The 23,194-nt window shown below is 75.6% G+C and carries 25 protein-coding genes; 8 read left to right on the forward strand and 17 right to left on the reverse strand.

The annotated features are described in order from the left end of the window. Positions 1-137: 137 nt before the first annotated feature. The 7 genes from manA to ACI797_RS23200 all read right to left on the reverse strand — a co-directional run bounded on the left by manA (position 138) and on the right by ACI797_RS23200 (position 7,444). On the reverse strand, positions 138-1,313 hold the full coding sequence (gene manA, locus ACI797_RS23170; protein ID WP_456861833.1) for a mannose-6-phosphate isomerase, class I: 1,176 nt from the start codon (positions 1,311-1,313) through the stop codon (positions 138-140). Positions 1,314-1,398: 85 nt separating this feature from the next. After that, positions 1,399-3,117 (reverse strand): glycerol-3-phosphate dehydrogenase/oxidase, encoded by a 1,719-nt coding sequence (locus ACI797_RS23175; RefSeq protein WP_456861834.1) that lies wholly within the window; start codon positions 3,115-3,117, stop codon positions 1,399-1,401. A gap of 60 nt (positions 3,118-3,177) precedes the next feature. After that, the gene (locus ACI797_RS23180) at positions 3,178-4,248 is read right to left on the reverse strand and encodes a DUF808 domain-containing protein (protein ID WP_456861836.1); all 1,071 of its coding nucleotides are present in this window, start codon (positions 4,246-4,248) and stop codon (positions 3,178-3,180) included. Positions 4,249-4,306: 58 nt separating this feature from the next. After that, positions 4,307-5,449: an SIS domain-containing protein gene (locus ACI797_RS23185; protein WP_456861838.1), complete on the reverse strand. Its 1,143-nt coding sequence runs from the start codon at positions 5,447-5,449 to the stop codon at positions 4,307-4,309. Next, positions 5,446-5,628 carry a Trm112 family protein gene (locus ACI797_RS23190; protein ID WP_456861840.1) on the reverse strand — a complete coding sequence of 61 codons (183 nt, stop codon included), beginning with the start codon at positions 5,626-5,628 and terminating at the stop codon, positions 5,446-5,448. Before ACI797_RS23190 ends, ACI797_RS23185 begins: the two co-directional genes overlap by 4 nt. After that, positions 5,625-6,989 carry a phosphomannomutase/phosphoglucomutase gene (locus tag ACI797_RS23195; protein WP_456861842.1) on the reverse strand — a complete coding sequence of 455 codons (1,365 nt, stop codon included), beginning with the start codon at positions 6,987-6,989 and terminating at the stop codon, positions 5,625-5,627. Before ACI797_RS23195 ends, ACI797_RS23190 begins: the two co-directional genes overlap by 4 nt. A gap of 104 nt (positions 6,990-7,093) precedes the next feature. Then, a complete protein-coding gene (locus tag ACI797_RS23200) occupies positions 7,094-7,444 on the reverse strand; it encodes a DUF3499 domain-containing protein (RefSeq protein WP_448627028.1) in 351 nt (116 codons plus the stop codon). 100 nt (positions 7,445-7,544) lie between these two features. Between ACI797_RS23200 and ACI797_RS23205 the strand changes: the two genes are divergently transcribed. Together ACI797_RS23205 and ACI797_RS23210 are read left to right on the forward strand one after the other, a co-directional pair. Beyond that, positions 7,545-8,297: an SDR family NAD(P)-dependent oxidoreductase gene (locus tag ACI797_RS23205; RefSeq protein ID WP_456861844.1), complete on the forward strand. Its 753-nt coding sequence runs from the start codon at positions 7,545-7,547 to the stop codon at positions 8,295-8,297. Positions 8,298-8,329: 32 nt separating this feature from the next. Beyond that, complete coding sequence (locus ACI797_RS23210) at positions 8,330-8,788, forward strand: metallopeptidase family protein (RefSeq protein ID WP_456861846.1); 459 nt, start codon at positions 8,330-8,332, stop codon at positions 8,786-8,788. On the opposite strand, the gene ACI797_RS23215 is transcribed toward ACI797_RS23210, so the two are convergent. After that, a complete protein-coding gene (locus ACI797_RS23215; protein ID WP_456861848.1) occupies positions 8,785-9,666 on the reverse strand; it encodes a phosphotransferase in 882 nt (293 codons plus the stop codon). The two genes, ACI797_RS23210 and ACI797_RS23215, sit on opposite strands and share 4 nt — an antisense overlap. A 68-nt stretch (positions 9,667-9,734) precedes the next feature. Here ACI797_RS23215 and ACI797_RS23220 point away from each other — a divergent pair, with 68 nt between their 5' ends. After that, the gene (locus ACI797_RS23220; protein WP_456861850.1) at positions 9,735-10,682 is read left to right on the forward strand and encodes a hypothetical protein; all 948 of its coding nucleotides are present in this window, start codon (positions 9,735-9,737) and stop codon (positions 10,680-10,682) included. Between the two features lie 56 nt (positions 10,683-10,738). Next, positions 10,739-11,044, forward strand: coding sequence for a hypothetical protein (locus tag ACI797_RS23225; protein WP_456861852.1), 306 nt, complete (start codon positions 10,739-10,741; stop codon positions 11,042-11,044). Between the two features lie 24 nt (positions 11,045-11,068). Here ACI797_RS23225 and ACI797_RS23230 read toward each other — a convergent pair whose 3' ends face one another. Continuing rightward, positions 11,069-11,944 (reverse strand): hypothetical protein, encoded by an 876-nt coding sequence (locus ACI797_RS23230; protein WP_456861854.1) that lies wholly within the window; start codon positions 11,942-11,944, stop codon positions 11,069-11,071. A 66-nt stretch (positions 11,945-12,010) separates the two neighbouring features. Further along, positions 12,011-12,280 (reverse strand): WhiB family transcriptional regulator, encoded by a 270-nt coding sequence (locus tag ACI797_RS23235; protein WP_456861896.1) that lies wholly within the window; start codon positions 12,278-12,280, stop codon positions 12,011-12,013. A gap of 327 nt (positions 12,281-12,607) precedes the next feature. On the opposite strand from ACI797_RS23235, the gene cofD reads away from it, so the two are divergent. The 3 genes from cofD to ACI797_RS23250 are packed head-to-tail and all read left to right on the forward strand — an operon-like array spanning position 12,608 to position 15,319. Beyond that, on the forward strand, positions 12,608-13,582 hold the full coding sequence (cofD, locus tag ACI797_RS23240) for a 2-phospho-L-lactate transferase (RefSeq protein WP_456861856.1): 975 nt from the start codon (positions 12,608-12,610) through the stop codon (positions 13,580-13,582). A 46-nt stretch (positions 13,583-13,628) separates the two neighbouring features. Next, on the forward strand, positions 13,629-14,690 hold the full coding sequence (locus tag ACI797_RS23245; RefSeq protein WP_456861898.1) for a coenzyme F420-0:L-glutamate ligase: 1,062 nt from the start codon (positions 13,629-13,631) through the stop codon (positions 14,688-14,690). Between the two features lie 26 nt (positions 14,691-14,716). Further along, entirely contained in the window at positions 14,717-15,319 is a 603-nt protein-coding gene (locus ACI797_RS23250) for a dTDP-4-dehydrorhamnose 3,5-epimerase family protein (protein WP_456861858.1), read from the forward strand. A 22-nt stretch (positions 15,320-15,341) separates the two neighbouring features. Here the strand turns inward: ACI797_RS23250 and rfbD are convergent, their stop codons facing one another. Both rfbD and rfbB read right to left on the reverse strand, forming a co-directional pair. Beyond that, positions 15,342-16,247 carry a dTDP-4-dehydrorhamnose reductase gene (rfbD, locus tag ACI797_RS23255; RefSeq protein ID WP_456861860.1) on the reverse strand — a complete coding sequence of 302 codons (906 nt, stop codon included), beginning with the start codon at positions 16,245-16,247 and terminating at the stop codon, positions 15,342-15,344. Beyond that, a complete protein-coding gene (gene rfbB, locus ACI797_RS23260; RefSeq protein WP_456861862.1) occupies positions 16,244-17,239 on the reverse strand; it encodes a dTDP-glucose 4,6-dehydratase in 996 nt (331 codons plus the stop codon). Before rfbB ends, rfbD begins: the two co-directional genes overlap by 4 nt. Positions 17,240-17,344: 105 nt before the next feature. Here rfbB and rfbA point away from each other — a divergent pair, with 105 nt between their 5' ends. Further along, a complete protein-coding gene (gene rfbA / locus ACI797_RS23265) occupies positions 17,345-18,217 on the forward strand; it encodes a glucose-1-phosphate thymidylyltransferase RfbA (RefSeq protein WP_456861864.1) in 873 nt (290 codons plus the stop codon). Positions 18,218-18,221: 4 nt separating this feature from the next. Here rfbA and ACI797_RS23270 read toward each other — a convergent pair whose 3' ends face one another. The 5 genes from ACI797_RS23270 to ACI797_RS23290 are packed head-to-tail and all read right to left on the reverse strand — an operon-like array spanning position 18,222 to position 23,190. Then, complete coding sequence (locus tag ACI797_RS23270; protein ID WP_456861866.1) at positions 18,222-19,175, reverse strand: DNA-3-methyladenine glycosylase family protein; 954 nt, start codon at positions 19,173-19,175, stop codon at positions 18,222-18,224. A gap of 2 nt (positions 19,176-19,177) precedes the next feature. After that, positions 19,178-19,948 carry an SDR family NAD(P)-dependent oxidoreductase gene (locus tag ACI797_RS23275; protein ID WP_456539188.1) on the reverse strand — a complete coding sequence of 257 codons (771 nt, stop codon included), beginning with the start codon at positions 19,946-19,948 and terminating at the stop codon, positions 19,178-19,180. Positions 19,949-19,970: 22 nt separating this feature from the next. Continuing rightward, positions 19,971-21,080 (reverse strand): mannose-1-phosphate guanylyltransferase, encoded by a 1,110-nt coding sequence (locus tag ACI797_RS23280; protein WP_456861868.1) that lies wholly within the window; start codon positions 21,078-21,080, stop codon positions 19,971-19,973. Further along, positions 21,080-22,060 (reverse strand): glycosyltransferase family 2 protein, encoded by a 981-nt coding sequence (locus ACI797_RS23285; RefSeq protein WP_456861870.1) that lies wholly within the window; start codon positions 22,058-22,060, stop codon positions 21,080-21,082. The genes ACI797_RS23280 and ACI797_RS23285 overlap by 1 nt, the downstream gene beginning before the upstream one ends. After that, on the reverse strand, positions 22,057-23,190 hold the full coding sequence (locus tag ACI797_RS23290) for a glycosyltransferase family 4 protein (protein WP_456861872.1): 1,134 nt from the start codon (positions 23,188-23,190) through the stop codon (positions 22,057-22,059). Before ACI797_RS23290 ends, ACI797_RS23285 begins: the two co-directional genes overlap by 4 nt. Between the last annotated feature and the right edge of the window lie 4 nt (positions 23,191-23,194).

The following is a 23,194-nucleotide window of genomic DNA, read 5'->3' on the forward strand; positions in this document are numbered from 1 at the left end:
TCCAGGGAACGGCCCGGCCCACGGCGGCCAGGCATCGGTCGGTCGCTTGGGTGGAGGCGAGCATGCCGAGGCTTCGGCGGGGCTCGTGCCGTCGACCAGGGTAGTTGAAAGACGCCGCCCAGGGGACGGGCCCGGCCTCAGCCCAGGCCGGTCGTGGCCCGGAAGAGCACGGCCGGCCCGGCGGCCCGCACCGGCTGACCGGCCGGCACGAACGCCGACCCACCCTTGCGGACGACGAGCTCGCCGTCGGACGAGCTGAGCACGGCCTCGCCCTCGGTGCAGAGCAGGATCTGCGGGCCCGCGGTGGTCAGGTCACCGGCCAGCTCGTCCAGCTGGACGCGGGTGAGGTCGAAGTCCTGCACCGGCACGGGGTAGCGCAGACCGCCGGGGCCGAGCACCGGGTGGATGACCGGGATCTTGCCGTCGGTGAAGTCGAGCACCTCGATGAGGGCACCCAGGTCGACGTGCTTGCTGGTCAGGCCGCCGCGCAGCACGTTGTCGGAGCTGGCCATGACCTCCACGCCGGCCCCGGAGAGGTAGGCGTGCAGATTGCCGGCGGGCATGAACACGGCCTCGCCGGGGGCCAGCTTCAGGTGGTTGCACATCAGGGAGATCACCACGCCGGGGTCACCCGGGTAGGCCTCCGCCAGCGCGGCCGCCCAGCGGTAGGTGTTGATGAACTCGGGGTCGTGCGCCTCGACGTAGGAGCCGGCCTTGGCGGCGACCGCCTCGACCAGGGAGTCGCGCCGCTTCCGCGACAGCGCGAGGAGCTGCGGGATCGCCGTCTGCAGACCACCACGCGCCAGGGCGGCGATGGTCGGCTTGAGCTCCGGCAGCTGCAGCTTGGCCAGGCAGTGCAGCGACTCCTCGACCGGGCGGAAGCCGCACAGCGCCTCGAACGTCGTCAGTGCCAGCAGCAGCTCGGGCTTGTGGTACGGGTCCTTGAAGGTGCGCGTCGGGTCGTCCTTGGGGATCCCCGCGGCCTCCTCGGCGGCGTACCCGGTCTCCGCCTGCATCATCGTGGGGTGCGCCTGCAAGGACAGCGGCGCGTCGGCCGCCAGAACCTTCAGCAGGAACGGCAGCCGCCGGCCGAACCGCTCGACCACTGCCGGGCCGAGCAGCGCGTCGGCGTCGGCAGCGATCGCCTTGTCCAGGGGCACGCCGTCGGAGAGCACGCTCGGGTCGTCAGGGTGCGCGCCCATCCACAGTTCGGCGCAGGGTTCGTCCGCCGGCGACGGCTCGCCGAGCAGCTCGGGGATGACCGTGCGCGAGCCCCACGCGTAGTGCCGGACCGCATTCGTCAGTTGCCACATCACCCCCGAGGCTAGCCGCCCTGGCGCCCGGCCACGCGCTCCCACGCGCCGTGACGGCCCCGTCCGTCACCCTCGTGCGCGTGCGTCACACGGCGGAGGCGCGCACGTCCGGCGCACCCAGCCGGGCGGCGTCGGCCGTGCGGTCGTCGGGCATCCGCTGCGACTCCCGCTCGGCGGCCACCCGCGCCGCGTAGTGCTCGACCTCCCGAGCCCGCTGCGCGGCGTCCCAGCCCAGCGGGCCCGCCACCAGGTCGGCGACGTCCTCGGCCGACTCCACGCCGCGGTGCGCCGTCTCGATCGACACGCGGGTGCGCCGGGTCAGGACGTCGTCGAGGTGGAGGGCGCCCTCGGCCGTCGCGGCGTGCACGACCTCGGCGGCGAGGTGGTCCGGCGCCCCGGCGAGCGGCCGGCCGAGGGCGGGGTCGGCGCGCACCAGGGCCAGCACGTCGTCCACCCGGTCCCCGTGCCGGCGCAGCAGCCGGCCCACGGCCTCCTCGGTCAGCCCCGTGGCCGCGGCCAGGCGCGGCCCCGAGTCGCGGACGGCGGCCCAGCGGTGCGCCCCGACCAGCGGCAGGTGCGCCGTCCGCGAGCCGGGCACCCCGGGCAGCGCGGCGACCGCGGCGTCGACGGCGTCCTTCGCCATCACGCGGTAGGTCGTGTACTTGCCGCCCGCGACGAGCACCAGGCCGGGCACCGGCGTGACGACGGCGTGCTCGCGGGAGAGCCGGCTGGTCTGGTCGGCCTCCCCCGCCAGCAGCGGCCGCAGCCCGGCGTACACCCCGACGACGTCCTCCCCGGTCAGCGGCCGGGTGAGAACCCGGTTGACCTGGCCCAGCAGGTACTCGATGTCGGCGCTGCTGGCCGCCGGGTGGGCCCGGTCGAGCCGCCACGGGGTGTCGGTGGTGCCGACGATCCAGTGCCGCCCCCACGGGATGACGAACAGCACGCTGGTGGGGGTGCGCAGGATCAGCCCGGCGTCGTGCCCGGCGATCGCCTCCCGCGGCACGACCAGGTGCACACCCTTGGAGGCGCGCACCCGCAGGCTGGGCGCCTCGACGCCGAGCATCGCGCCGACGTCGTCGCTCCACACCCCGGTCGCGGCGATGACGCTGCGCGCCCGGACCTCGAACGCCGACCCGTCGGTGAGGTCGGCGACGCGCACGCCGACCACCGCTCCCCCACCGCCGTCGCGCAGCAGCCCGGTCACCCGCGCGCTGGACAGCACCCGGGCGCCGTAGCCGGCGGCGGTGCGGACGACGGCCAGCGTGTGCCGGGCGTCGTCGACCTGGGCGTCCCAGTAGCGGATCGCGCCGTGGACGACGTCGCCGCGCAGCGCCGGGAACGCCTCGAGGGTGGCCCGCCGGGACAGGTGCCGGTGGGTGGGGATGCCGCGGTCGGCGGCCAGCGCCGCCCCGAGGAGGTCGTAGAGCGCGACACCGGCGCCGTAGTAGGCCCGCTGCCAGACCGGCGCGGTGAGCGGCAGCAGGAACGGCAGCGGCGTGACCAGGTGCGGGGCGATCGTCCGCACCAGCCGGGCCCGCTCGTGCAGGGCCTCGTGCACCAGCGGGAAGGCGAACTGCTCCAGGTAGCGCAGTCCGCCGTGGACGAGCTTGCTCGACCGGCTGGAGGTGCCCGCGGCCCAGTCCCGCGCCTCGAGCAGCGCGACCGACAACCCGCGGCTGGCCGCGTCGAGGGCGGCGCCGGCGCCGGTCACGCCGCCGCCGATCACGACGACGTCGACGACCTCCCGCGGCAACCGCGCCCGGTCCGCCCGCCGCCGGGCGGGCGAGAGCTCGGTGCGCACGCCCACGACTGTCCCCCCGCTGCCGGCGCCTGGACGGTGGACCCGGTCACACCCGCGGTCTCAGCGGGTCTCGGGCTCCCCGCCCGGGCCAGCCCCGCTGGCGTGGGCCCCGCTGGCGCGGTTCCCGTCGGCGGGTGCGCCGTCCGAGCGGTGCTCCGTCGCGTGCCCCGTCTCGTCCGCGTGCCCCGCCTCGCCGGTGTGCTTCTTCCGCCGGTGCCAGGTCAGGGAGCCGAGGAGCACGATCAGCCCGCCGACGACCAGCCCCAGGACGGCGCTGCCCAGCGTGTTGACCAGCCACCCCACGAGCCCGCCGAGCGCCCCGGTGGCCTCGTGCGCGGCCTCCTCCAGGTGGTGCACGGTGTCGTACAGGACGTGCAGGCCCAGCTCGTCGGAGCCCACCAGCAGGATGTGCCCGCCGACCCACAGCATCGCCGCGATGCCGACCACGGTGAGGACGGCGAGGAGCTTCGGCATGCCGCGGACCAGGCCGCGCCCCAGGGCGGAGACGGCCTTGCCCGGGCGCTCGGACAGGTTCAGCCCGACGTCGTCCATCTTCACGATCAGGCCGACGACGCCGTAGACGAGGACCGTGATGCCGATCGCGACGATGACCAGGATGAACAGCCGCGACAGGAACGGCTCGTCGGCCACCTCGTTCAGCGAGATCACCATGATCTCGGCCGAGAGGATGAAGTCGGTGCGCACGGCGCCGGACACGATCGTGTCCTCGTCCGGCGCCGCCTGCTCCTCCGCGCCGTGGCCGCCGTGGTGCCCGCCGCCGAACTTCTCCCACACCTTCTCGGCGCCCTCGTAGCAGAGGTAGGCGCCGCCGAGCATGAGGATCGGGGTGAGCAGGAAGGGCAGGAACTGGCTGAGCAGCATGATCGCCGGGAGGATGATCAGCAGCTTGTTGCGCAGCGACCCGACGGCGATGCGCCGGATGATCGGCAGCTCGCGCTCGGCGGCCAGACCGTGGACGTACTGTGGCGTGACCGCGGTGTCGTCGACGACGACGCCGGCCGCCTTCACGCTGGCGCGCCCGGCGGCGGCGCCGATGTCGTCGACGGAGGCCGCGGCCGCGCGGGCCAGCGTCGCCACGTCGTCGAGGAGCGCGGCAAGTCCACCTGCCATGGAAGGTCCTCCCGGTCGGGTCAGCCGTCGGACGCCGTCGGCCCGGGCATCGCAGCGGTCACCTCGATAGGTTCCGCTCGTTGTCCAGCGCCAGCGCCAGGTAAACGGAGCTGAAGTCGGCCACGGCGAGTTGCCGCGCCAGCCGCGGCAGGCGGGGGAACCGCTCGGGCTCCCCGTGCTCGGCGAGCCCGCTCACGGGGACGTTGTGCGCGGCCGCGGTCCGCAGCACCTCGTTCACCGCCTCGCCCGCCGACCGCGGGTCCCGCTCCCCGCCGTCGTGCGCGGCGGCTTCCGGGTCGCGGATGGTGAGCAGCCGCAGCCGGCGACCGGTGTCCTCCGCGCGGTCGCGGAAGAAGTCGTCCTCGGCGTCGGAGGTGGTCAGCGGCCCACCCAGGACGGCGTTGGCGGCCACCCGCTGGTCGGGCAGCCGGAAGGTGGTCGCCGGCAGCCCGGCGAGCGTGGCCAGCTGGTCGGCGACGCGGACCGCCGCCGCGCCGGCCAGCGGGCCCTCGGCGGCGATGACCGGCAGGGCGTCCAGCAGCTCCAGCGCGAGGGTCTTCGCCGGGTTGACGAACGACTCCTGCGCCGGGCCGCACTCGGTGGCGATGTCGTCGAGGGCGGTGGCGACGGCGTCGGCGTCGGCGGTCGCCGCGGAGAGCAGCTCCAGGTCGACGGCGAGGCGCAGCAGCGGGGTGAGCAGCGACCACAACGTGGTGTGCCGCACGCGGCTGCGCGGCAGCGCGACGTACGGGGCGCGGGCGGTGGAGCACGCGCCCTGCAGCGGCGCGTCCTCGGCGCCGATGCCGACCAGCGCCACACCGCGGCGGGCGGCGTCGTACGCCGGCGCCACCGCGTACTGGCCGGCGCCGGTCCGGGTGGCGACGACGGCGATGTCGGCCGGCCCGGTCCACACCGGCAGCGCCGGGCCGGGGACGACGTCGACCGTGACCGGGCTCGACGGGCCGAGCAGGGCACGGAGCACGCCGGCCGCGACGGCGCCCTCGCGGCGGGCGACGATGACCAGGCCACGCGGCCGGCCGCCGGCGGTGACCCGGTCGAGCCCGGCCTCCTCGGTCAGCCGGGCGGTCTCCCGCACCTGCGCGCCGGCACCGGCGACGGCGGGCAGCAGCCCGCGCGGGTCGCGGGCGCGGAGCACCTCGAGGTCGTCGAGGACCTCCTCGGCGAGCTCGGGGTGGGTCACGTCTGCCGGGCCTCGTCCAGCAGCAGCACGGGGATGCCGTCGCGGACCGGGAAGGCGCGCCGGCAGGTGGGGCAGACCAGCGCGCCGGCCGCCTCGTCGACGGTCAGCCGCGTGTGGTGGGTGTCCGGGCAGGCCAGGATCTCCAGCAGGACCGGGTCGAGCCCCAGCGGCCCGCTCACGCCCGCACCAGGGCGAGGACGCGGTCGCGCAGCTCGGCCATGCGCGCCGCGTCGGGTCCCTCCACGTTGAGCCGCAGAAGAGGCTCGGTGTTGCTGGCCCGCAGGTTGAACCAGGCGCCGTCGGGCAGCGTGACGGTGAGCCCGTCGAGCTCGTCGACGCCGGCGCCGTCCTCCGCCTCGAACTCCTTGCGGACGGCAGCGGTGCGCTCGGCGGCGTCGGCCACGGTGGAGTTGATCTCCCCGGAGGCGGCGTAGCGGGAGTAGGCGGCGGCCAGCTCCGACAGCGGCCGGCTCTGCTCCCCCAGCGCGGCGAGCACGTGCATGGCGGCCAGCATGCCCGTGTCGGCCCGCCAGAAGTCGCGGAAGTAGTAGTGCGCCGAGTGCTCGCCGCCGAAGACGGCGTCGGTGCGGGCCATCTCGGCCTTGATGAAGGAGTGCCCCACCCGGGTGCGCACCGGCTCGCCGCCGTGCTCGCGGACGATCTCCGGCACCGCCCGGGAGGTGATCAGGTTGTGGATGATCGTCGTCCCCCGGCCCTTGGCCAGCTCGCGGACGGCGACCAGCGCGGTGATCGCCGAGGGGCTGACCGCCTCACCCCGCTCGTCGACGACGAAGACGCGGTCGGCGTCGCCGTCGAAGGCCAGGCCGATGTCGGCGGCGTGCTCGCGGACCGCGGCCTGCAGGTCGACCAGGTTGGCCGGGTCGAGCGGGTTCGCCTCGTGGTTGGGGAAGGAGCCGTCGAGCTCGAAGTAGAGCGGGACGATCTCCAGAGGCAGGCCCTCCAGCACGACCGGCACGGTGTGCCCGCCCATGCCGTTGCCCGCGTCGACGACGACCTTCAGCGGCCGGACGGCGGAGAGGTCGACCAGCGACCGCAGGTGGGCGGCGTACTCGTGCAGGACGTCGCGCGCGGTCACCGAGCCGACCCGGTCGGGGACGCGGTGGTAGCCGTCCCGCTCGGCCATCTCGCGGATCTGCACGAGCCCCGACTCCTGCCCGATCGGGGCGGCGCCGGCGCGGCACATCTTGATGCCGTTGTACTGCGCGGGGTTGTGGCTGGCGGTGAACATCGCGCCCGGGAGGTCCAGCGAGCCGGCGGCGAAGTAGAGCAGGTCGGTGGACCCGAGGCCGGCCTCGACCACGTCGAGGCCGCGGCTGATCACACCCTCGGCGAAGGCCCGGGACAGCGGCACCGACGACTCGCGCATGTCGTGGGCGGTGACGACGGCGGTGGCCCCGCTCTCACCGTGGACGAACTCGGCGAACGCCGCGCCCAGCGCGCGGGCGACGTCCTCGTCCCACTCGCCGGGGACGACACCGCGGACGTCGTAGGCCTTGACCACCGCCGAGAGATCGCGCATGGCCAAACACTAACGGCGGGCGGGGCGGCTCGCGGGAGCGGCCGGGGGCGAGGTGTCGCGGGCAGGCGCCAGCGCCGACGGGCGCGGCCTGCGACGTCAGCCGGTCAGCTGAGGTCGGGCAGGACGCGCAGGTGACCGCGGCGGGTGCCGCTGCCGTCGTCGGCAGGGTTCCGCGGCGGTTCCGGGCGGGCGGCCTCCCGGACCGCGTCGGCGAGGGCCAGCAGGTCGTCGCCGGTCGGGCCGGAGTCCTCGACGTCGATCTCGTGGCGCACGACCTCCCAGCCGCGCGGCACGGTCAGCCGCTCGGCGTGGAACTCGCACAGGTCGTAGCTGTGCGGCTCGGAGAACGTCGCCAACGGGCCCACGACGGCGGTCGACTCCGCGTAGACGTAGGTCAGGGTCGCCGCTGCCGGTTGCGCGCAGCCGCTGCGCGAGCAGCGACGTGACTGCCTCACCACCGGTTCCTCACGCTGGGCACAGTAACGCCGCCCGCGCGGACTTCGCAGCAGGCGCACCGTGAAAGTGGCAGGGCTGCACATCCTGCACGATCACCCCATGGGCATCCACACCGGTCCGGTGCTGCTGCTGGGCGGCCGCAGCGAGATCGGGACCGCCCTGGTCGAGCGGCTGGTCGGCTGCGGTGCGGGCACCGTGGTCCTGGCCGCGCGGCGGGCCGCGGAGCTGGACGAGGAGGAGGCCCGCCTGCGCCGCGCGGGCGCCACTGCCGTGCACCGCGTGGAGTTCGACGCCGACGACCTCGACCGGCACGCCGCCGTCCTCGCCGAGGTGGAGGAGCGCGCCGGGGTGCCGGCGACGGTCGTGCTCGCCTTCGCCGTCCTGGGCGACCAGGCCGCGGCCGAGCGCGACCCCGCCACGGCGGTGTCCGTCGTCCACACCGACTACGTGGCGCCGGTGCACCTGCTGACCCTCCTGGCGGACCGGCTGCGCCGGGCCGGTGACGGCACGCTGGTCGTCCTCTCGTCGGTGGCCGGGGTCCGGGTGCGGCGGGCCAACTACGTCTACGGCTCGGCCAAAGCAGGGCTCGACGGGTTCGCCTCCGGGCTCGCCGACGCCCTGCACGGCTCGGGCGTGTCGCTGGTGCTCGTGCGCCCCGGCTTCGTGATCGGGCGGATGACGCGGGGCATGCGGCCCGCGCCGTTCTCGACCACGCCGGCGGAGGTGGCCGACGCGGTCGTGGCCGCGCTCGCGCGAGGGCGCACGACGGTGTGGGTCCCCGCCGTCCTGCGGCCGGTCTGGTCCGGCATGCGGCTGCTGCCGCGCGCGCTCTGGCGGCGGCTGCCCCGCTGACCGGGTGCCACCGCCGTACGCTCGCACCCGTCATGACCCGTCCGCCCCGCCGTTCCCGACGCGACCGCCACGGTCGCGGCCTGCGGGGACGGCTGGTGCCCGACGGCGTCCCGCTGGCCCGCAGCCGGGCCGAGCAGTTCGACGACCTCGTGCTCGACGCGGTCGAGGACCTCGAGCGCCGGTGGGAGCGCGAGCTCGCCGGGGTGGAGTTCGCCGTCGAGGACGTCCCGTGGGTGGACCACACCAGCCCGGACGAGGTGGTGCTCGACCCGGACGTGCTCGAGGACGGCAGCGTGCCGCTGGCGCGGGTGCTGCCCGCCCACCGGGAGAACGGCCGCGAGGTCCCGCCGCGGATCATCGTCTACCGGCGGCCGCTGGAGATCCGCGCGCACGACCGCGACGACCTGGCCGACCTCGTGCGCGACGTCGTCGTCGACCAGGTGGCGGTGCTGCTGGGCCGCGACCCGGAGGAGATCGACCCGACCGGCTAAGCCGTCGGGCTGCCGAGGTCCCGCGCGATGCGGCGCGCCTCGGCCAGGCGGCCGCGGGCGAAGGCGGCGTCGAGGCCGTCGCCACGGTCGGGGCGGGTCAGCCGGGCGACGAGCTGCTCCAGCGCCACCGCGTGCCAGAGCAGGCCGACGTCGGGCTCCTCCCACCCCGCCGTGCGGTCGAGGACGACGTCGGCGACGGTGCGGCGGTCCTCGGCGTCGGGGGTGGTCGCCCAGAGCGTCAGCAGGTCGCGGTGGCGGGGGCCGGGGCACACGCCCGACCACTCGAGGACCACCACGCGGTCGCGGTCCTCGTCGAGGACGGCGTTGGCGGCGCGGAAGTCGCCGTGGCTGACCTCCGACAGCGGGAGCTGGCGCGCCGCGGCCCGGACCGCCCGCAGCTCCCCCAGCCGCACCCCGCCGCGCACCAGCCGGCCGGTGTCCTCCACCGACGCCCGGGCGCGGCCGATGGCCGGGCCGCGCGGCGGCGACCAGGGCTCACCGGGCGGTGCGGGCAGCGGGGCGACGCGCACGGCGGCCTCGACCGCGGCGGCGGTCCACCGCGGACCGCCGACCGGCGCGCCGTGCACCCGCGCGGAGACCAGCCACCGGCCGTCGTCGTTGGCCGCCAGCGTGGCCGGCACACCGACGTCCCGCTCCTCGGCCCAGCGGCGGCCCCGCAGCTCGGCGCGCAGCCGGAGCCGGCCGCTCTCGGTGACCGCGAGGTCGACGACCCGGTCGGCGAGCACGCCCTGCACGACGCCGAGCCGCGCGGCGAGGTCGGTGGCCGACAGCAGGGGCTGGTCCACGCCCAGTTCGGACAGGAGCGCCGCGATGCGTGCGCGGGCCCCCTCGTCGGCCGGTCGTCGCGCGTCGCTCATCGCCGCGATCCTGGCACGCCGGCGCGGACCCGGCGGGTCGGCGACCCGGTCCTGCGATGCTGGGCGGGATGGACGTCTCCACCGCGGCTGCCGGGCCGTCGCTCGCGCTCGGCATCGCGGTGGCCGTCGGGGTGCTCGCGCTGGCGGTCGCCGTGGCGCTGGCGGTCACCTGGCGACGCCCGGACGGCTCCGCGGGGCGCGGGGACCGGCCCCCGCCGCCGGGGGTGTTCCCGGACGACGACCTGCCCGCCTTCCGCGAGCACCCGCCCGGCTTCCCCGGCCCCCGTCCGCCCGGCGCGACGGACCAGCGGCGGACGGCGGTCGGGCCGGCCACCCCCGGGACGAACCCGGTCCGCGCCCTCGCCGTGCTGGCGCTGGTCGCCCTCCTGCTGATCGCGGCCGCGGCCGCGGTGGCCGCGACCACCGGCGACCGGACCCGCGACCCCGGGCCGCGGTCGGCAGGCACCTCGGGAGCCGCCGCGACGAGCGCACCGGTCACCCCCTCGGGGCCCGGCGAGCTGGCCGCGCTCTCGGTGCCGCTCGGGGCCGACGGCACGGCGGCGCGGCTCGTGTTCGGGACCGTCGTCCTGGCCCGGCACGAGGTGGGCATCACGGTGTCGACGCCGGCCCTCAGCGTCACGGTGGCCGGCGACGGGACCGCGCTGGCCCACGTGCTGCTGCCGACGTGGAACTGCATGACCGACCGGCCGCCCGCCGACCCGGCGGTGGCGGGCTGCCGCGCCTCGGTCGTCGAGCAGGCCGACCTGCCGACCCCGGCCCTGGCCGTGGTGCGGTCCGGCGACGAGCTGCAGCTGTCGGGCCGGTTCCCCACCTACACCGAGCCGTCCGGGGGGCCGCCGGTCTTCACGGGCCGGGTGTACGCGCTCGACGTCGTGGTCCGTCCGGACGACGCCGACGCGGAGGGCTGGACCGCGGCGTCGGGCGAGCTCTCGACAGGGGGCGGCCGGGTGCCGTCCGTGGACGACGCCACGCTCAGCGCCGTCCTCGCCCGCTGATCGTCGCCGCTGGTCAGCGGCCCGGAATCGTCGTACCTGCTCCGTAGCTCGGGGTCGTGCCGCGGGTCTCCGGTTCCTCGACGTTCGTGGGGGTGCTGATCGACTGGTTGGTCGACCAGCCGGCGCCTCTCGCGCGGGTGCCGGTGGAGTGGATGACCCAGGAGCAGGTCGCCGCCGAGCTGCAGCGGATCGACCGCGACCGGGCCCGGGCCGCCGCCCGCGAGGCGGCGCTGATCGCCCGGTTCGCCGAGCACGGACCCGACGGCGACGAGGATCACCACCCACCGGGCATGCGCCGACGACCACCACCCGAACCCGAGCCACCGCTGGCCGGACCCGGCGACGACCCGCCACCGTTCTGACCGCGAGGAGAGCGATGCCGCAGCTCAGCCGCGCCGGGTCGGCAGGAGCTCCACCAGCGCCCGCGGGAGTCTCGGCGGCCAGGGTGTCCAGGGCAGCTGCGGGCGCGGTCCGCCGATCGCGGTGAGCGAGACCAGGGGCGCGCCCATCTCCCGCGGCAGCGCGTCGGGCGCGGCGACACCCCGCCAGGGCCAGCGGTCGGCACCGTCGAGCAGCGTGAGGAGCGCGGCGCGCGGGCGCTCCGGCTCCCCCACCACGGCCAGCTCGAGCTGGCCGATGGCCGCGTGCACGCGGCTCGTGGTGCGGACGAAGGTGCGCGCCCGCCCGTCCCGTTCGCCGGCGAGCAGGGCGGGCAGCGCCCGCTCGAGCACGCGGGCGTCGGTCGTCCGGTGCACCGGGCCGAGCCGGTCGAGGGCGTCCACCAGCCGCTCGGTGCGGCCGCTGCCGAACGTGGCGGACGGGATGCGGGCAGCGAGCGCCGCGGTCGTGGGGCAGCCGAGCGGGAGACCTGCCAGCCGCAGCGTCCAGGGGCGGCGCAGCGAGCCGAGCAGGTCGACCACGCCGGCCGCGAGGAGGTCGGCGGCCGCGGGGTCGGCGGCGAGCAGGCGGAAGGGCGGCCGACCCTCGGGGGCCGGGGTGGCCGGGCCGTCGCCGAGCAGCGTCGCCTGCACGACCGGGCCTCGGGACCGCAGCCCCAGCAGGGCCAGGGCATCGGGGCGGCCCTGGCGGTGCGCCTCGACCACGACCGCCACCGGCTTCGACCAGGACGAGGCGGTCGTGAGGACGGCGGTCAGCCACGGGCCGCGGGCCGGCACCGGCGCGCGCAGGCGGGCCATCAGCGGCGCGGCGGCGCGGACCTCCCGGACCACCCGGGCCCGACCGCTCACGACCCGGGTGAACACGCCCTCATACGACCACAGCCGCCGACTCCCGGGAGTCGGCGGCTGTGGCGGAGGACAGCGGTTCGCTCACACGGCGCGGCGGCGGAGGCGGCGCCGCTCGCGCTCGGACAGACCGCCCCAGATGCCGAAGCGCTCGTCGTTCGCCAGCGCGTACTCGAGGCACTCGGCCTTGACCTCGCAGCCGGTGCAGATCTTCTTCGCCTCGCGGGTGGAGCCGCCCTTCTCGGGGAAGAAGGCCTCCGGGTCGGTCTCGGCGCACAGCGCCCGCTCCTGCCACGACTGCGCGTCGGCCTCCAGGCCGATGCCCAGCAGCCCGGCGATGCCCTGGCCACCCAGCGGCCCCGCGACGCCGTGGTCCGACCCCAGGCCGAATCGGTCAGCCGACCGCTCGGACGCCCCCATGTAGTCGCTCAACCACGACACCTCCGCCATGACGATGCGTCCCCTCTCGCTCTCGTCCCGGTGCGCGTTCTCCGAGACGTTCCCGGGCCGCTCTGCACTGGATGACACCGCGGGAATTACACGCGTGTCGCTCCGAAGCCGTCAACTTCGCTCGTTGTAAGCGGATCGCCACAGGTGACCCAGGCGTCACAGTCGTTCGTCAGAATCTCGCCAAGGCCCCCGACACGCCGGTCGAACAGTCGACAACTGCCATGCGGCACGATGCGTTTCGTGCAGTTCGTCGTACTCGCCGGAGGTGTCGGCGGCGCCCGTTTCCTCCGTGGACTCAAGGCCGCGGCACCGGGTGCCGACATCACTGGGATCGTCAACACCGGGGACGACGTGACGATGCACGGGGTGCGCATCTGCCCCGACCTCGACACGGTGCTCTACACCCTCGGCGGCGGCATCGACGAGGAGCGCGGCTGGGGCCGGGCCGGCGAGAGCTGGACGGTCAAGGAGGAGCTCGCCGCCTACGGCGCCGACCCCGCCTGGTTCGGCCTCGGCGACCGCGACCTCGCCACCCACCTGATCCGCACCCGCATGCTGGACGCCGGCTACCCGCTCTCCCAGGTGACCGCCGGCCTCGCGGCGCGCTGGCAGCCCGGGATCACGGTGCTGCCGATGAGCGACCAGCGGGTCGAGACGCACGTGGTGGTCGCCGACCCCGACGACCCGGAGCAGCCCAGCCGCCGGCAGCGGGCGATCCACTTCCAGGAGTGGTGGGTGCGCCACCGCGCGGCGCTCGAGCCGTCGGCCTTCGTGCAGGTCGGCGTCGACTCGGCGCGTCCGGCACCCGGTGTGACGGAAGCGATCGGCTCCGCCGATGCCGTCCTGATCGCGCCGTCCAACCCCGTGGTCTCCGTCGGCACGATCCTCGGTGTGCCGGGGATCCGTGACGCCCTGCGGAGCACAGCGGCCCGCGTCGTCGGCGTCTCGCCGATCATCGGCGGCTCGGTCGTGCGCGGCATGGCCGACCGGTGCCTGCCCGTCCTCGGCATCGAGGTGAGCGCCGAGGGCGTCGGCCGCCACTACGGCGCCCGCGGCGAGGGCGGCCTCCTCGACGCCTGGCTCGTGGCGCCCGGTGACGACGCCACCGTGCCCGGGGTCGACGTCCGGCAGGTGCCGCTGCTCATGTCCGACGCCGGGAAGACGGCCGCGCTGGCGCGCGCCGCCCTGGACGCCGCCGGTGTCTGAGAAAGGACCCCGTCCCTCCCACCCCTCGCACGCTCGCGGCGGGGCCCTGGACAGGGCCGTTCCATCCGGTTACTCCGTCCACCCTGTCCTCGGGTTGCCGGAGTTCTCCCCCGGTGACGACCTCGCCGCGGCCATCGCCGGCGCGGCGCCGTGGTTGGCCGACGGCGACGTCGTCGTCGTCACCTCGAAGGTCGTGTCCAAGGTCGAGGGCCGGCTGGTCCGGGTGCCACCCGGTGCCGACCGCGAGGCCGCCCGCCAGCGGGCCATCGACGACGAGACGGTGCGGGTCGTCGCCCGGCGCGGCCCGCTGCGCATCGTGGAGACCCGGCACGGCTGGGTCGTGGCGGCCGCCGGCATCGACGCGTCCAACGTGCCCGGCGACGCCCTCGTGCTGCTGCCCGAGGACGCCGACGCCTCCGCCCGCCGGCTGCGGGAGCGGCTGGCCGAGCTCCTCGGGGTCGACGTCGCCGTCGTCGTCAGCGACACCTTCGGCCGCACCTGGCGCGAGGGCCTGACCGATGTCGCGGTCGGCGCGGCCGGCATCGTCCCGCTCGAGGACCACCGCGGCGCGGTCGACCGCCACGGCAACACCCTCGAGACCACCCAGGTCGCCGTGGTCGACGAGCTCGCCGCCGCGGCCGACCTGGTGAAGGGCAAGCTCGCCGGCGTCCCGGTCGCGGTGGTGCGCGGCCTGCCGGTCGCCCGGCCGCCCGGCGACGACCCCGGCACCCGGCCGCTGGTCCGCCTCGGTCCCGGGGACCTGTTCCCCTACGGCACCCGCGACCTGCTCGCCTCCCGCGAACCGGCCGCCGACCTCGTGCCCCGCCCGGGCGAGCTGGAGGCCGTCGCCGCGGCGTTCCGGATCGCCAGCGCCGCCCTGCCGGAGTTCCCCGTCGTCCTGCGGCACGGCGGCGAGGGGGACGGCGTCGTCGACGTCCACCTGCCCGACCGGGCCACCACCACGGCTGCGCTCAACCTCGGGGCGCTGCTCGGCGCGGTGATCGTGCAGCTGCACGCCGAGGGGTGGCGGACCAGGTGGGAGCCGGTCGGCACGCCGGGCGGCAGCTCCCTCGTCGGGCGGTTGTGGCTGGGTTCCGACGGGCCCTGAACTGCGGTTCCGCTAGCGTCGCCGCTGTGGAGATCCGCGAACTGGCCGTACCGGACAGCTACGTGCTGGACCTCGTCCCGCACGGGGACTCCCGCGGGCGGTTCACCGAGTGGTACCGGGCCGACGTCCTGACGAGCGCCACCGGCTCCGCGCTGCCGCTCGCCCAGGCCAACCACAGCGTCTCCGCTCGCGGCGCGCTCCGCGGTGTCCACTTCGCCCTGGTTCCGCCCGGGCAGGCCAAGTACGTGTACTGCCCCGCGGGCAGGCTCCTCGACGTGGTCGTCGACATCCGCGTGGGATCACCGACCTTCGGGGTGCACGACTCGGTGCTCCTGGACAGCGAGACCCCTCGGGCGGTGTACCTGGCGGAGGGCCTCGGCCATGCGTTCGTCTCCCTGGCCGACGGCACCTCCGTCACCTACCTGGTCTCCAGCGGTTATGCCCCGGATCGCGAGTTCGGCATCGACCCGATGGACCCCGAGCTCGACCTCCCCTGGCCCGACGACCTGGAGTTCGAGCTCTCGCCGAAGGACGCCGGGGCACCCACGCTGTCCGAAGCGCTCGCGCGCGGGCTGCTCCCGACCATGGAGCAGTGCGTCACCCGCTACCGGCAGCTGCGGGAGCGGTGACGTCCGGGCCCGCCTCGGCGGTTCACCGACCCTGAGGGACCCCGCGTCCGGCCGCTACTCCCATGTCGGCCATGCACCTCCGCAGCGACTGCTCCCACGGCGGCAGCGCGGGCAGTCCCGCGGCGTGCCAGCTGGCCGGGTCCAGGACCGAGTAGGCGGGTCGGGGCGCCGGCCGCGGGAAGGACGACGTGTCGGTGGGCCGGACGCGCCCTGGGTCGGCTCCGGCGAGGGCGAAGATCTCCTTGGCGAAGCCGCACCACGTGGTGGACCCGGCATTGGTGGCGTGCAGCACCCCTTGAGCCGACGAGGCGGCGGTCGCGACCAGGCCCTCGGCGAGGTCCCGCGACCAGGTCGGCGTGCCGGTCTGGTCCTGGACGACGGTCACCTCCGGTCGCTCCCGCTCCAGGCGCAGCATCGTCTTCAGGAAATTGGTGCCGTGGGCCCCGTAGACCCAGGCCGTCCGGACGACGACGGCGTCGCCGCCGGCAGCCGCCACGGCACGCTCCCCGGCGAGCTTGGTGCGCCCGTAGGCGGTCCGCGGCACCGGGACGTCCTCGACGCCGTAGGGCCGCGTCGACGTCCCGTCGAAGACGTAGTCGGTGGAGACGTGGACCAGCCGCCCCCGGCCCGCCAGTTCCTCGGCGATCCAGCCGGGTGCAGCGCCGTTGACGACGAGCGCCTCGGCCTCGTGCTCCTCGGCGGCGTCGACGGCCGTGTAGGCCGCGGCGTTGAGCACCACGGGGCGGCGGGACCCGGCCGCGGCCATCCAGTCGCGCAGGACCGTGCGCACCCGGGCCTCGTCCCGCAGGTCCAGCTCCGCGCGTCCGACCGCCGTCACGACGTCCTCGCCGCGTTCGGCCAGGACCGCCTGGAGGTCCTGCCCGAGCTGCCCGCGGGAGCCGGTGATCAGCCAGGCGGTGCCGCTCACCGGGCGGTCGCGGCGGCGGCCTTGAGCGGCTCCCACCAGGCGCGGTTGTCCCGGTACCACTGCACGGTCAGCGCGAGACCGTCCTCGAAGGTCATCCGGGGGGCGTAGCCGAGCTGCGCGGTCTTGGAGTGGTCGACCGAGTACCGCAGGTCGTGCCCGCCGCCGCGCGGGTCGACGATGTGCTCGACGTAGCTCCAGTCGCGGCCGGTGGCCTCGAGCAGCTTCTCCGTGAGCTGCCTGTTGGACAGCTCGCGGCCGCCGCCGATGTTGTAGAACTCACCCGGTAGGCCCTTCTCGACCACCAGCTGGATGCCGCGGCAGTGGTCGTCGACGAACAACCAGTCGCGGACGTTCGCGCCCTCGCCGTAGAGCGGCACCTTCTGCCCGTCGAGCAGGTTGGTGACGAACAGCGGGATGACCTTCTCCGGGAAGTGGTAGGGCCCGTAGTTGTTGCTGCAGCGGGTGACCGAGATGTTCAGCCCGTACGTCCTGGCGTAGGCGCGGGCCAGCAGGTCGCCGCCGGCCTTGGCCGCCGAGTACGGCGAGTTGGGCTGGAGCAGGTGGTCCTCGGTCCACGAGCCCTCGTCGATCGAGCCGTACACCTCGTCGGTCGAGACGTGCAACACGCGCGGGACCCCGTGCCGGACGGCGGCCTCGAAGACCTGGTGGGCGCCGAGCACGTTGGTCGAGACGAAGTCCGCCGCGCCGCCGCTGATCGAGCGGTCGACGTGCGACTCGGCGGCGAAGTTCACCACGACGTCGTGCCCGGGCAGCGCGGCGTCGAGGTCGGCGGCGCTCCGGATGTCGCCACGCACGAACCGGTAGCGCGGCGAGTCGGCCACCGGCGCCAGGTTGGCCAGGTTGCCCGCGTACGTGAGCGCGTCGAACACGGTCACCTCGGCGTCCTCGAAGCCGGGATACCCACCGGACAGCATGGTCCGGACGTAGTGGGACCCGATGAAGCCGGCTCCGCCAGTGACCAGGACACGCATGGGGCAACGGTAGCCCGGGCCGCCGGACGCGCCGGGAGCGTGCCCGGTGCACCTCATCCCATGGAGGGACGATCCCGCAGGTCCGGCGCCGTAGGGTCTCCGGTCGTGCGCGGCATCATTCTCGCGGGGGGCACCGGCAGCCGGCTGTTCCCCATCACGCAGGCCGTGAGCAAGCAGCTCATGCCGGTCTACGACAAGCCGATGATCTACTACCCCCTCTCGACGCTGATGATGGCCGGCGTCCGCGAGGTGCTGGTGATCACCACCCCGGGCGACAGCGAGGCGTTCCGCGCCCTGCTCGGCGACGGCAGCCGGCTCGGCATGCGCCTCGAGTACGCCGTCCAGCCGCGGCCCGAGGGCCTCGCGCAGGCGTTCCTCATCGGCGCCGACTTCCTCGGCGACTCCGCCGCCGCCCTGGTGCTGGGCGACAACATCTTCTACGGCGCCGGCCTGGGCACCGCGCTGGGCCGCCTGCCCGAGCCCGACGGCGGGCACGTGTTCGCCTACCACGTGGCCAACCCCAGCGACTACGGCGTCGTCGAGTTCGACGTCGACGGCCGGGTGCTCTCCATCGAGGAGAAGCCGGCACGGCCGAAGAGCTCCTACGCCGTACCCGGCCTGTACTTCTACGACAACCAGGTCGTGGAGATCGCCCGCGACATCACCCCGAGCGCCCGCGGGGAGCTCGAGATCACCGCGGTCAACGAGCACTACCTGGCCCAGGGCCGGCTCACGGTCACCGTCCTCGACCGCGGCACGGCGTGGCTGGACACCGGCACCTTCTCCTCGCTGCGCCAGGCCACCGAGTTCGTCTCGGTGGTCGAGGAGCGCCAGGGCCTCAAGATCGGCTGCATCGAGGAGATCGCCTGGAGGCAGGGCTGGCTGGACGACGAGGGTCTGCGGGCCGTCGCCGAGCCGCTGGGCAAGAGCGGCTACGGCGACTACCTGCTCGGCCTGCTCGAGGACGGCCGACGGTAGCGCCTCAGATCCGCCGGTAGTCGGTCGGCGCCACCCGCGGCCCCCGCTTCGGCGGGCGGCTGCCCCCTATCTCCAGCAGCCGGACCACGCGCTGCCGGTGGCCGCGCCAGGGCTCGAGCAGCTCCATCATGCCGTCGTCGTCGGTCTTGCGTCCGGCCAGCGACCAGCCCACCAGGTTCTTCAGGTGGTAGTCGCCGTAGCTGACGGTGTCGGGGCAGCCGAAGGTGCGCTGCACGACCTCCGCCGCCGTCCACACCCCGATGCCCGGGACGGTCTGCAGCCGCTTCTGCAGCGTCGGGGAGTCGGGTGCGGCGTCGCACGGCTCCAGCCGGGAGGCGACCGACGCGACGGCGCGCAGCGCCCGCCGGCGGGCCCCGTCGAGCCCGCACCGGTGCCACTGCCAGTCGGTGACCGCGAGCACCCGCTCGGGGATCGGGACGACGCGCATGCCCTCCGGCGCCGGTCCGGGCGCCGGCTCGCCGCAGAGCCGCAGCAGCGCGCGGAACACCCGGTGCGCCTCGATGGTGGTCACCTTCTGCTCCAGCACCGCCGGCAGCAGGGCGTCCCAGGTGCGCCCCGTGCGGCCCAGCCGCAGCCAGGGCGAGCGCCGGTGCGTCTCGGTGAGCAGCGGGTGCCCGCACGGGTCGAACTCGTCGGGCCGGTCGTGGGCGCCCAGCCAGCCGGGCACCCGGGTGCCGGCCCAGACCGCGCCCGGGCCCCAGGCGCGCACCCGCACCTCGGTGCCCTCGGGTCCGGCGACCGTGCGCACGTGCACGGTCGCCGGGCCGTCGGGGGTGGACGTCGTCCGCCAGGTGCCCGTGTCGGTGTGCCGGAGGGTCGGGTCGCCGGTCCCCCGCAGGTCGCGGGAGAGGGCCCGGCGGGCGTCGAGCGGCCAGTCGGGCCGCCAGACCGATTCGTACGGAGGGGTGCTCAGGGAAGACTCCGTGGTGAGTTGCACTGCTACTTCGGGGCCATCCTCAAGGCGCCGTCCATCCGGACGACCTCGCCGTTGAGGTAGCCGTGCTCGACGATGTCGAGCGCCAGCTCCGCGAAGTCGGCCGGCTTGCCCAGCCGCTTCGGGAACGGGATGCCGGCCGACAGCGCCGCCCGGGCCTCCTCGGGGAGGCTGCCCAGCAGCGGCGTGTCCACCAGCCCGGGGGCGATGGTGCACACCCGGACACCGACGGTGGCCAGGTCCCGGGCCGCCGGCAGGGTCATGCCGACGACGCCGCCCTTGGAGGCGGAGTACGCCAGCTGGCCGATCTGCCCGTCGAAGGCCGCGATCGAGGCGGTGTTGACCACCACACCCCGCTCGCCGTCCTCCAGCGGCTCGGTCTGCGACATGGCCGAGGCGGCCAGCCGCATCACGTTGAAGGTACCGACCAGGTTGACCGTGACGACCTTCACGAAGGCGCCGAAGTCGTGCGGCTCGCCGCCGCGACCGACCGTCCGCTGCGCCCAGCCGATACCGGCGCAGCTGATCGCGATCCGCAGCGGGCGGTCCTTGCCGGTGGCGTCCTCGATCGCCGCCTGCACCGAGTCGGGGTCGGTGACGTCGGTGCGGACGAACGTGGTGTGCCCGCCGAGCTCGTCGGCGAGCGCCTTCCCGCGCTCCTCCTGCAGGTCGAGGATGGTCACGGCGGCCCCGCGGGCGGCCAGCTCGCGCACGGTCGCCTCGCCGAGCCCGGAGGCCCCACCCGAGACGACGGCGGCGACGTCGTAGGTCTTCATGCCCGGCACGCTAGCCGCCCGCTCAGCTGAACCGTGAGCCGTGTCTCCCCTCCACCGCGGCCAGCAGCGCCTTGACCCGCTCGGCCTCTGCCACGGGCGCGACCATGGTCACGTCGGCGGTGTGGACGACGACGCTGTCGCGCACGCCCACCAGCGCCACCAGGTGCTCCGGGTCGTCGCTGAAGACGATGTTCCCGTCGGCGTCGAGGGTCACCGCGAGCCCGCGGACGGCGTTGCCGCCGTCGGCGTCCGCGGTCCGCTCCAGGGTCAGGGCGAGCGCCGGCCACGAGCCGACGTCGAGCCACTCGACGTCGAGAGCGGCGACCAGCACCCGGCCGGGCTCGGTCGCGGCCGGCTCGAGGACGGCGTAGTCCACGCTGATCTTCGGCAGGGTCGGGAACACCTCGGCCAGGACGGCGTCCCGCGCCGGGCCCGGGGGCTCGGCGACGACGCGGGCCAGCCCCTTCGCCGTCTCCGGGAGGTGGTCGGCGAGGGCGTCGAGCACCGTGCGGGCGCGCCACACGAACATGCCGGAGTTCCAGAGGTACTCCCCCGAGGCCACGTACTGCTCGGCGGTGCCGAGGTCGGGCTTCTCCCGGAAGGACGCCGCCTCGGCGACGCCGGACACCTCGGTGGCCGGCCCGCGCTGGACGTACCCGAAGCCGGTGGCCGGCGCCGTGGGCACGATGCCGAGAGTGACCAGGGCGTCGGGGCGGGGAGCGAGGGCGTCGAACGCCGTCCGCAGGGCCGCGGCGAAGCGCTCCACCGGCCGGATCACGTGGTCGGCGCTCACCACCGCCAGCTCGGCGTCGGGGTCGACGTCGGCGACGAGCGCGGCGGCCAGGCCGACGGCGTTGGCGGTGTCGCGCGCGACCGGCTCGAGCACGAGGCGGTCGGGGCCGAGCTCCGGCAGCGCGGCGCGCACCTGGGCGCCGTAGCGGGCGGCGGTGCAGACCCAGATGTTCTCGGTGGGCAGCACCGCCTGCAGCCGGGTGAAGGCCTCGGCGAGCAGGCTGTGCGCACCCCCGCCCGGCTCGGCGACCACGTCGAGCAGCTGCTTGGGCCGCTCGGCCCGGGACAGCGGCCACAGCCGCGTGCCGGACCCGCCGGCCATGATCACTGCGTGTCGCATCAGGACCTCTCGTCGGTTGCGGACCGGGACCGGCCGACCGCCCGGCGCAGCAGCCGCCGCCGGGCCCGCTCACGCGGCAGCTGGGCGACGGTCTGCTGGGGCCGGGCACCGGCCCCCACCTTGCTGCTGACGTAGGAGACGAGCATCCGGGCGCCCAGGCCGGCGCGCAGGGCCACCCGCAGGGGGGTGTGCCGCCGCTCGGGGAAGTCGGCGGACAGGTAGCGCAGCGCGCTGGTGTGGTGCACCCGCTGCATGCGGTGCGGCTGGCGCCGGGTGGCGTGGCCGCCCTCGTGGGTGACGACGGCGGTGGGCACGTAGACGTGCAGCCAGCCGCACCGCCCGAGCCGGCGGGCGAGGTCGACGTCCTCGAAGTACATGAAGTACCCCGGGTCGAAGCCGCCGACGGAGTGGAACGCAGCCAGGTCGACGAGGAAGCAGCTGCCCGACAGCCAGCCCGCGGTCCGCTCGGTGGGGTCCTCCCGCTCGCGCCGGTAGCGCGCGGTCCACGGGTTGGCCGGCCACGCCCAGCCGAGGACGGCGTGACCGATGCCGGTCGACAGCGACGGCAGCTCCCGCGCCGAGGGGTAGACGGCGCCCTCCGGCGTGCGGATGGCCGGGCCGACGGTGGCGGCCCGTGGCCAGCGCGCCACGGCCTCCAGCAGGGTGTCCACCGAGCCGGGGTCGAAGCGCACGTCGGGGTTCGCCACCAGCGCGTGACCGGTGCGCCGACCGGCCAGCGCCGCGTTGACCGCCGCGCCGTAGCCGATGTTGCCGCCGGTGGGCAGCAGCCGGACCTCCGGCCGCTCGGCCGCGGCCTTCTCCGGCACGCCGTCGGTGGACCCGTTGTCGGCGAGGACCACCTCGTAGCGCCGAGTCGTGGCCTCGGCCAGCGAGTCGAGGAAGGCGGCGAGCGCCTCGCCGGGCGAATAGGTGACTACGACGACGGTGAGCACGTCGTCCGCCGGGACCGGCGCGGTCACGCGGCCGCCCGTGCGTAGCTGGCCAGGTGCGCCCGGGCGGTCGCCGCCCAGGTGAAGCCGGCAGCCCGGGTCTGCGCGGCCGCGGCGAGCTCGGCCCGCCGCGCCGGGTCGTCGAGGAGCGCCCCGAGCGCGGCCGCGATCTCCTCCGGCGACTCGCCGCAGTACGCGACGGCATCACCGCCGACCTCGGGCAGGGCGAGCCGGCGCGTGGTCAGCACGGGCGCCCCGCAGGCCATCGCCTCGAGCACCGGCAGTCCGAAGCCCTCTCCCAGGCTCGGGTAGGCGACCACCTGCGCGCCGCCGAGCAGCCCGGACAGCTGGTCGAGGGGCAGGTAGCCCGGGCGGAGCAGGGTCAGCCCCGCGGGGACCTCGGCGGCGGCGCGGTCGACCTCGTCGTCCCACCCCCGGCCGCCGGCCAGGACGAGCACCGGCGGGTCCGGCCGCTGCTCGCAGGCACGGATCCAGCCGCGGACGAGCGCCGGGAGGTTCTTGCGCGGCTCCAAGGTGCCGAGAAACGCCACGTAGGGCGCCTCGCCCACGCCGAGGGCTGCGCGCACCTTGGCGACGTCGTCGGCCGACGGGCGGTGGAAGCGGGCGTGGTCGACGCCGTGGTGGGCCACGTCGATGCGGCCGGCGTCGGCACCGGCCACCCGCACCAGTTCGTCGCGGGTGGCCGCCGACGGCGCGAGACCCCGGCGCGCCCGGCGCAGGCTGATCCGTGTCCAGGTGCGGAAGAAGCGGCTCTTCACCGCCAGGTGCACGCCGGGGTCGGTGAAGAAGGTGGCGTCGTGGAAGGTGACCACGACGGGCCGCCGGGCGGCTACCGGCATCGTGTAGTGCGGGCAGTGCAGCACGTCGGCGCCCACGGCCCGGGCCGCGGCCGGCAGCCCGACCTGCTCCCAGGCCAGGCGGCCGGGGACGGAACCCGCCCAAGCGGGCGCCGATCGCACCCGGTCAGCGCCGACGAGAACGGCGTAGTGCTCGACGTCGCGCGGCTGGCAGGCGACGACGACGTCCCCGCCCTCGGCGCGCAGCGCAGGCAGCAGCTCGTCGACGTAGCGGCCCACTCCCCCGCGATCCTCCGGGACCGCCGTGGCATCCACCAGCACGCGCGGGGTGGGCAGGGGCACGGAC

The sequence above is a fragment of the Geodermatophilus sp. SYSU D00691 genome (assembly GCF_054050275.1).

Coding starts and splice junctions, on each gene's coding strand:
- ACI797_RS23275 (WP_456539188.1), bottom strand. CDS start 19,948: ATGAAGACCTACGACGTCGCCGCCGTCGTCTCGGGTGGGGCCTCCGGG.
- ACI797_RS23180 (WP_456861836.1), bottom strand. CDS start 4,248: ATGGCAGGTGGACTTGCCGCGCTCCTCGACGACGTGGCGACGCTGGCC.
- cofD (WP_456861856.1), top strand. CDS start 12,608: ATGCGTTTCGTGCAGTTCGTCGTACTCGCCGGAGGTGTCGGCGGCGCC.
- ACI797_RS23220 (WP_456861850.1), top strand. CDS start 9,735: ATGGACGTCTCCACCGCGGCTGCCGGGCCGTCGCTCGCGCTCGGCATC.
- ACI797_RS23210 (WP_456861846.1), top strand. CDS start 8,330: ATGACCCGTCCGCCCCGCCGTTCCCGACGCGACCGCCACGGTCGCGGC.
- ACI797_RS23280 (WP_456861868.1), bottom strand. CDS start 21,080: ATGCGACACGCAGTGATCATGGCCGGCGGGTCCGGCACGCGGCTGTGG.
- ACI797_RS23205 (WP_456861844.1), top strand. CDS start 7,545: ATGGGCATCCACACCGGTCCGGTGCTGCTGCTGGGCGGCCGCAGCGAG.
- manA (WP_456861833.1), bottom strand. CDS start 1,313: ATGTGGCAACTGACGAATGCGGTCCGGCACTACGCGTGGGGCTCGCGC.
- rfbB (WP_456861862.1), bottom strand. CDS start 17,239: ATGCGTGTCCTGGTCACTGGCGGAGCCGGCTTCATCGGGTCCCACTAC.
- ACI797_RS23195 (WP_456861842.1), bottom strand. CDS start 6,989: ATGCGCGATCTCTCGGCGGTGGTCAAGGCCTACGACGTCCGCGGTGTC.
- ACI797_RS23215 (WP_456861848.1), bottom strand. CDS start 9,666: ATGAGCGACGCGCGACGACCGGCCGACGAGGGGGCCCGCGCACGCATC.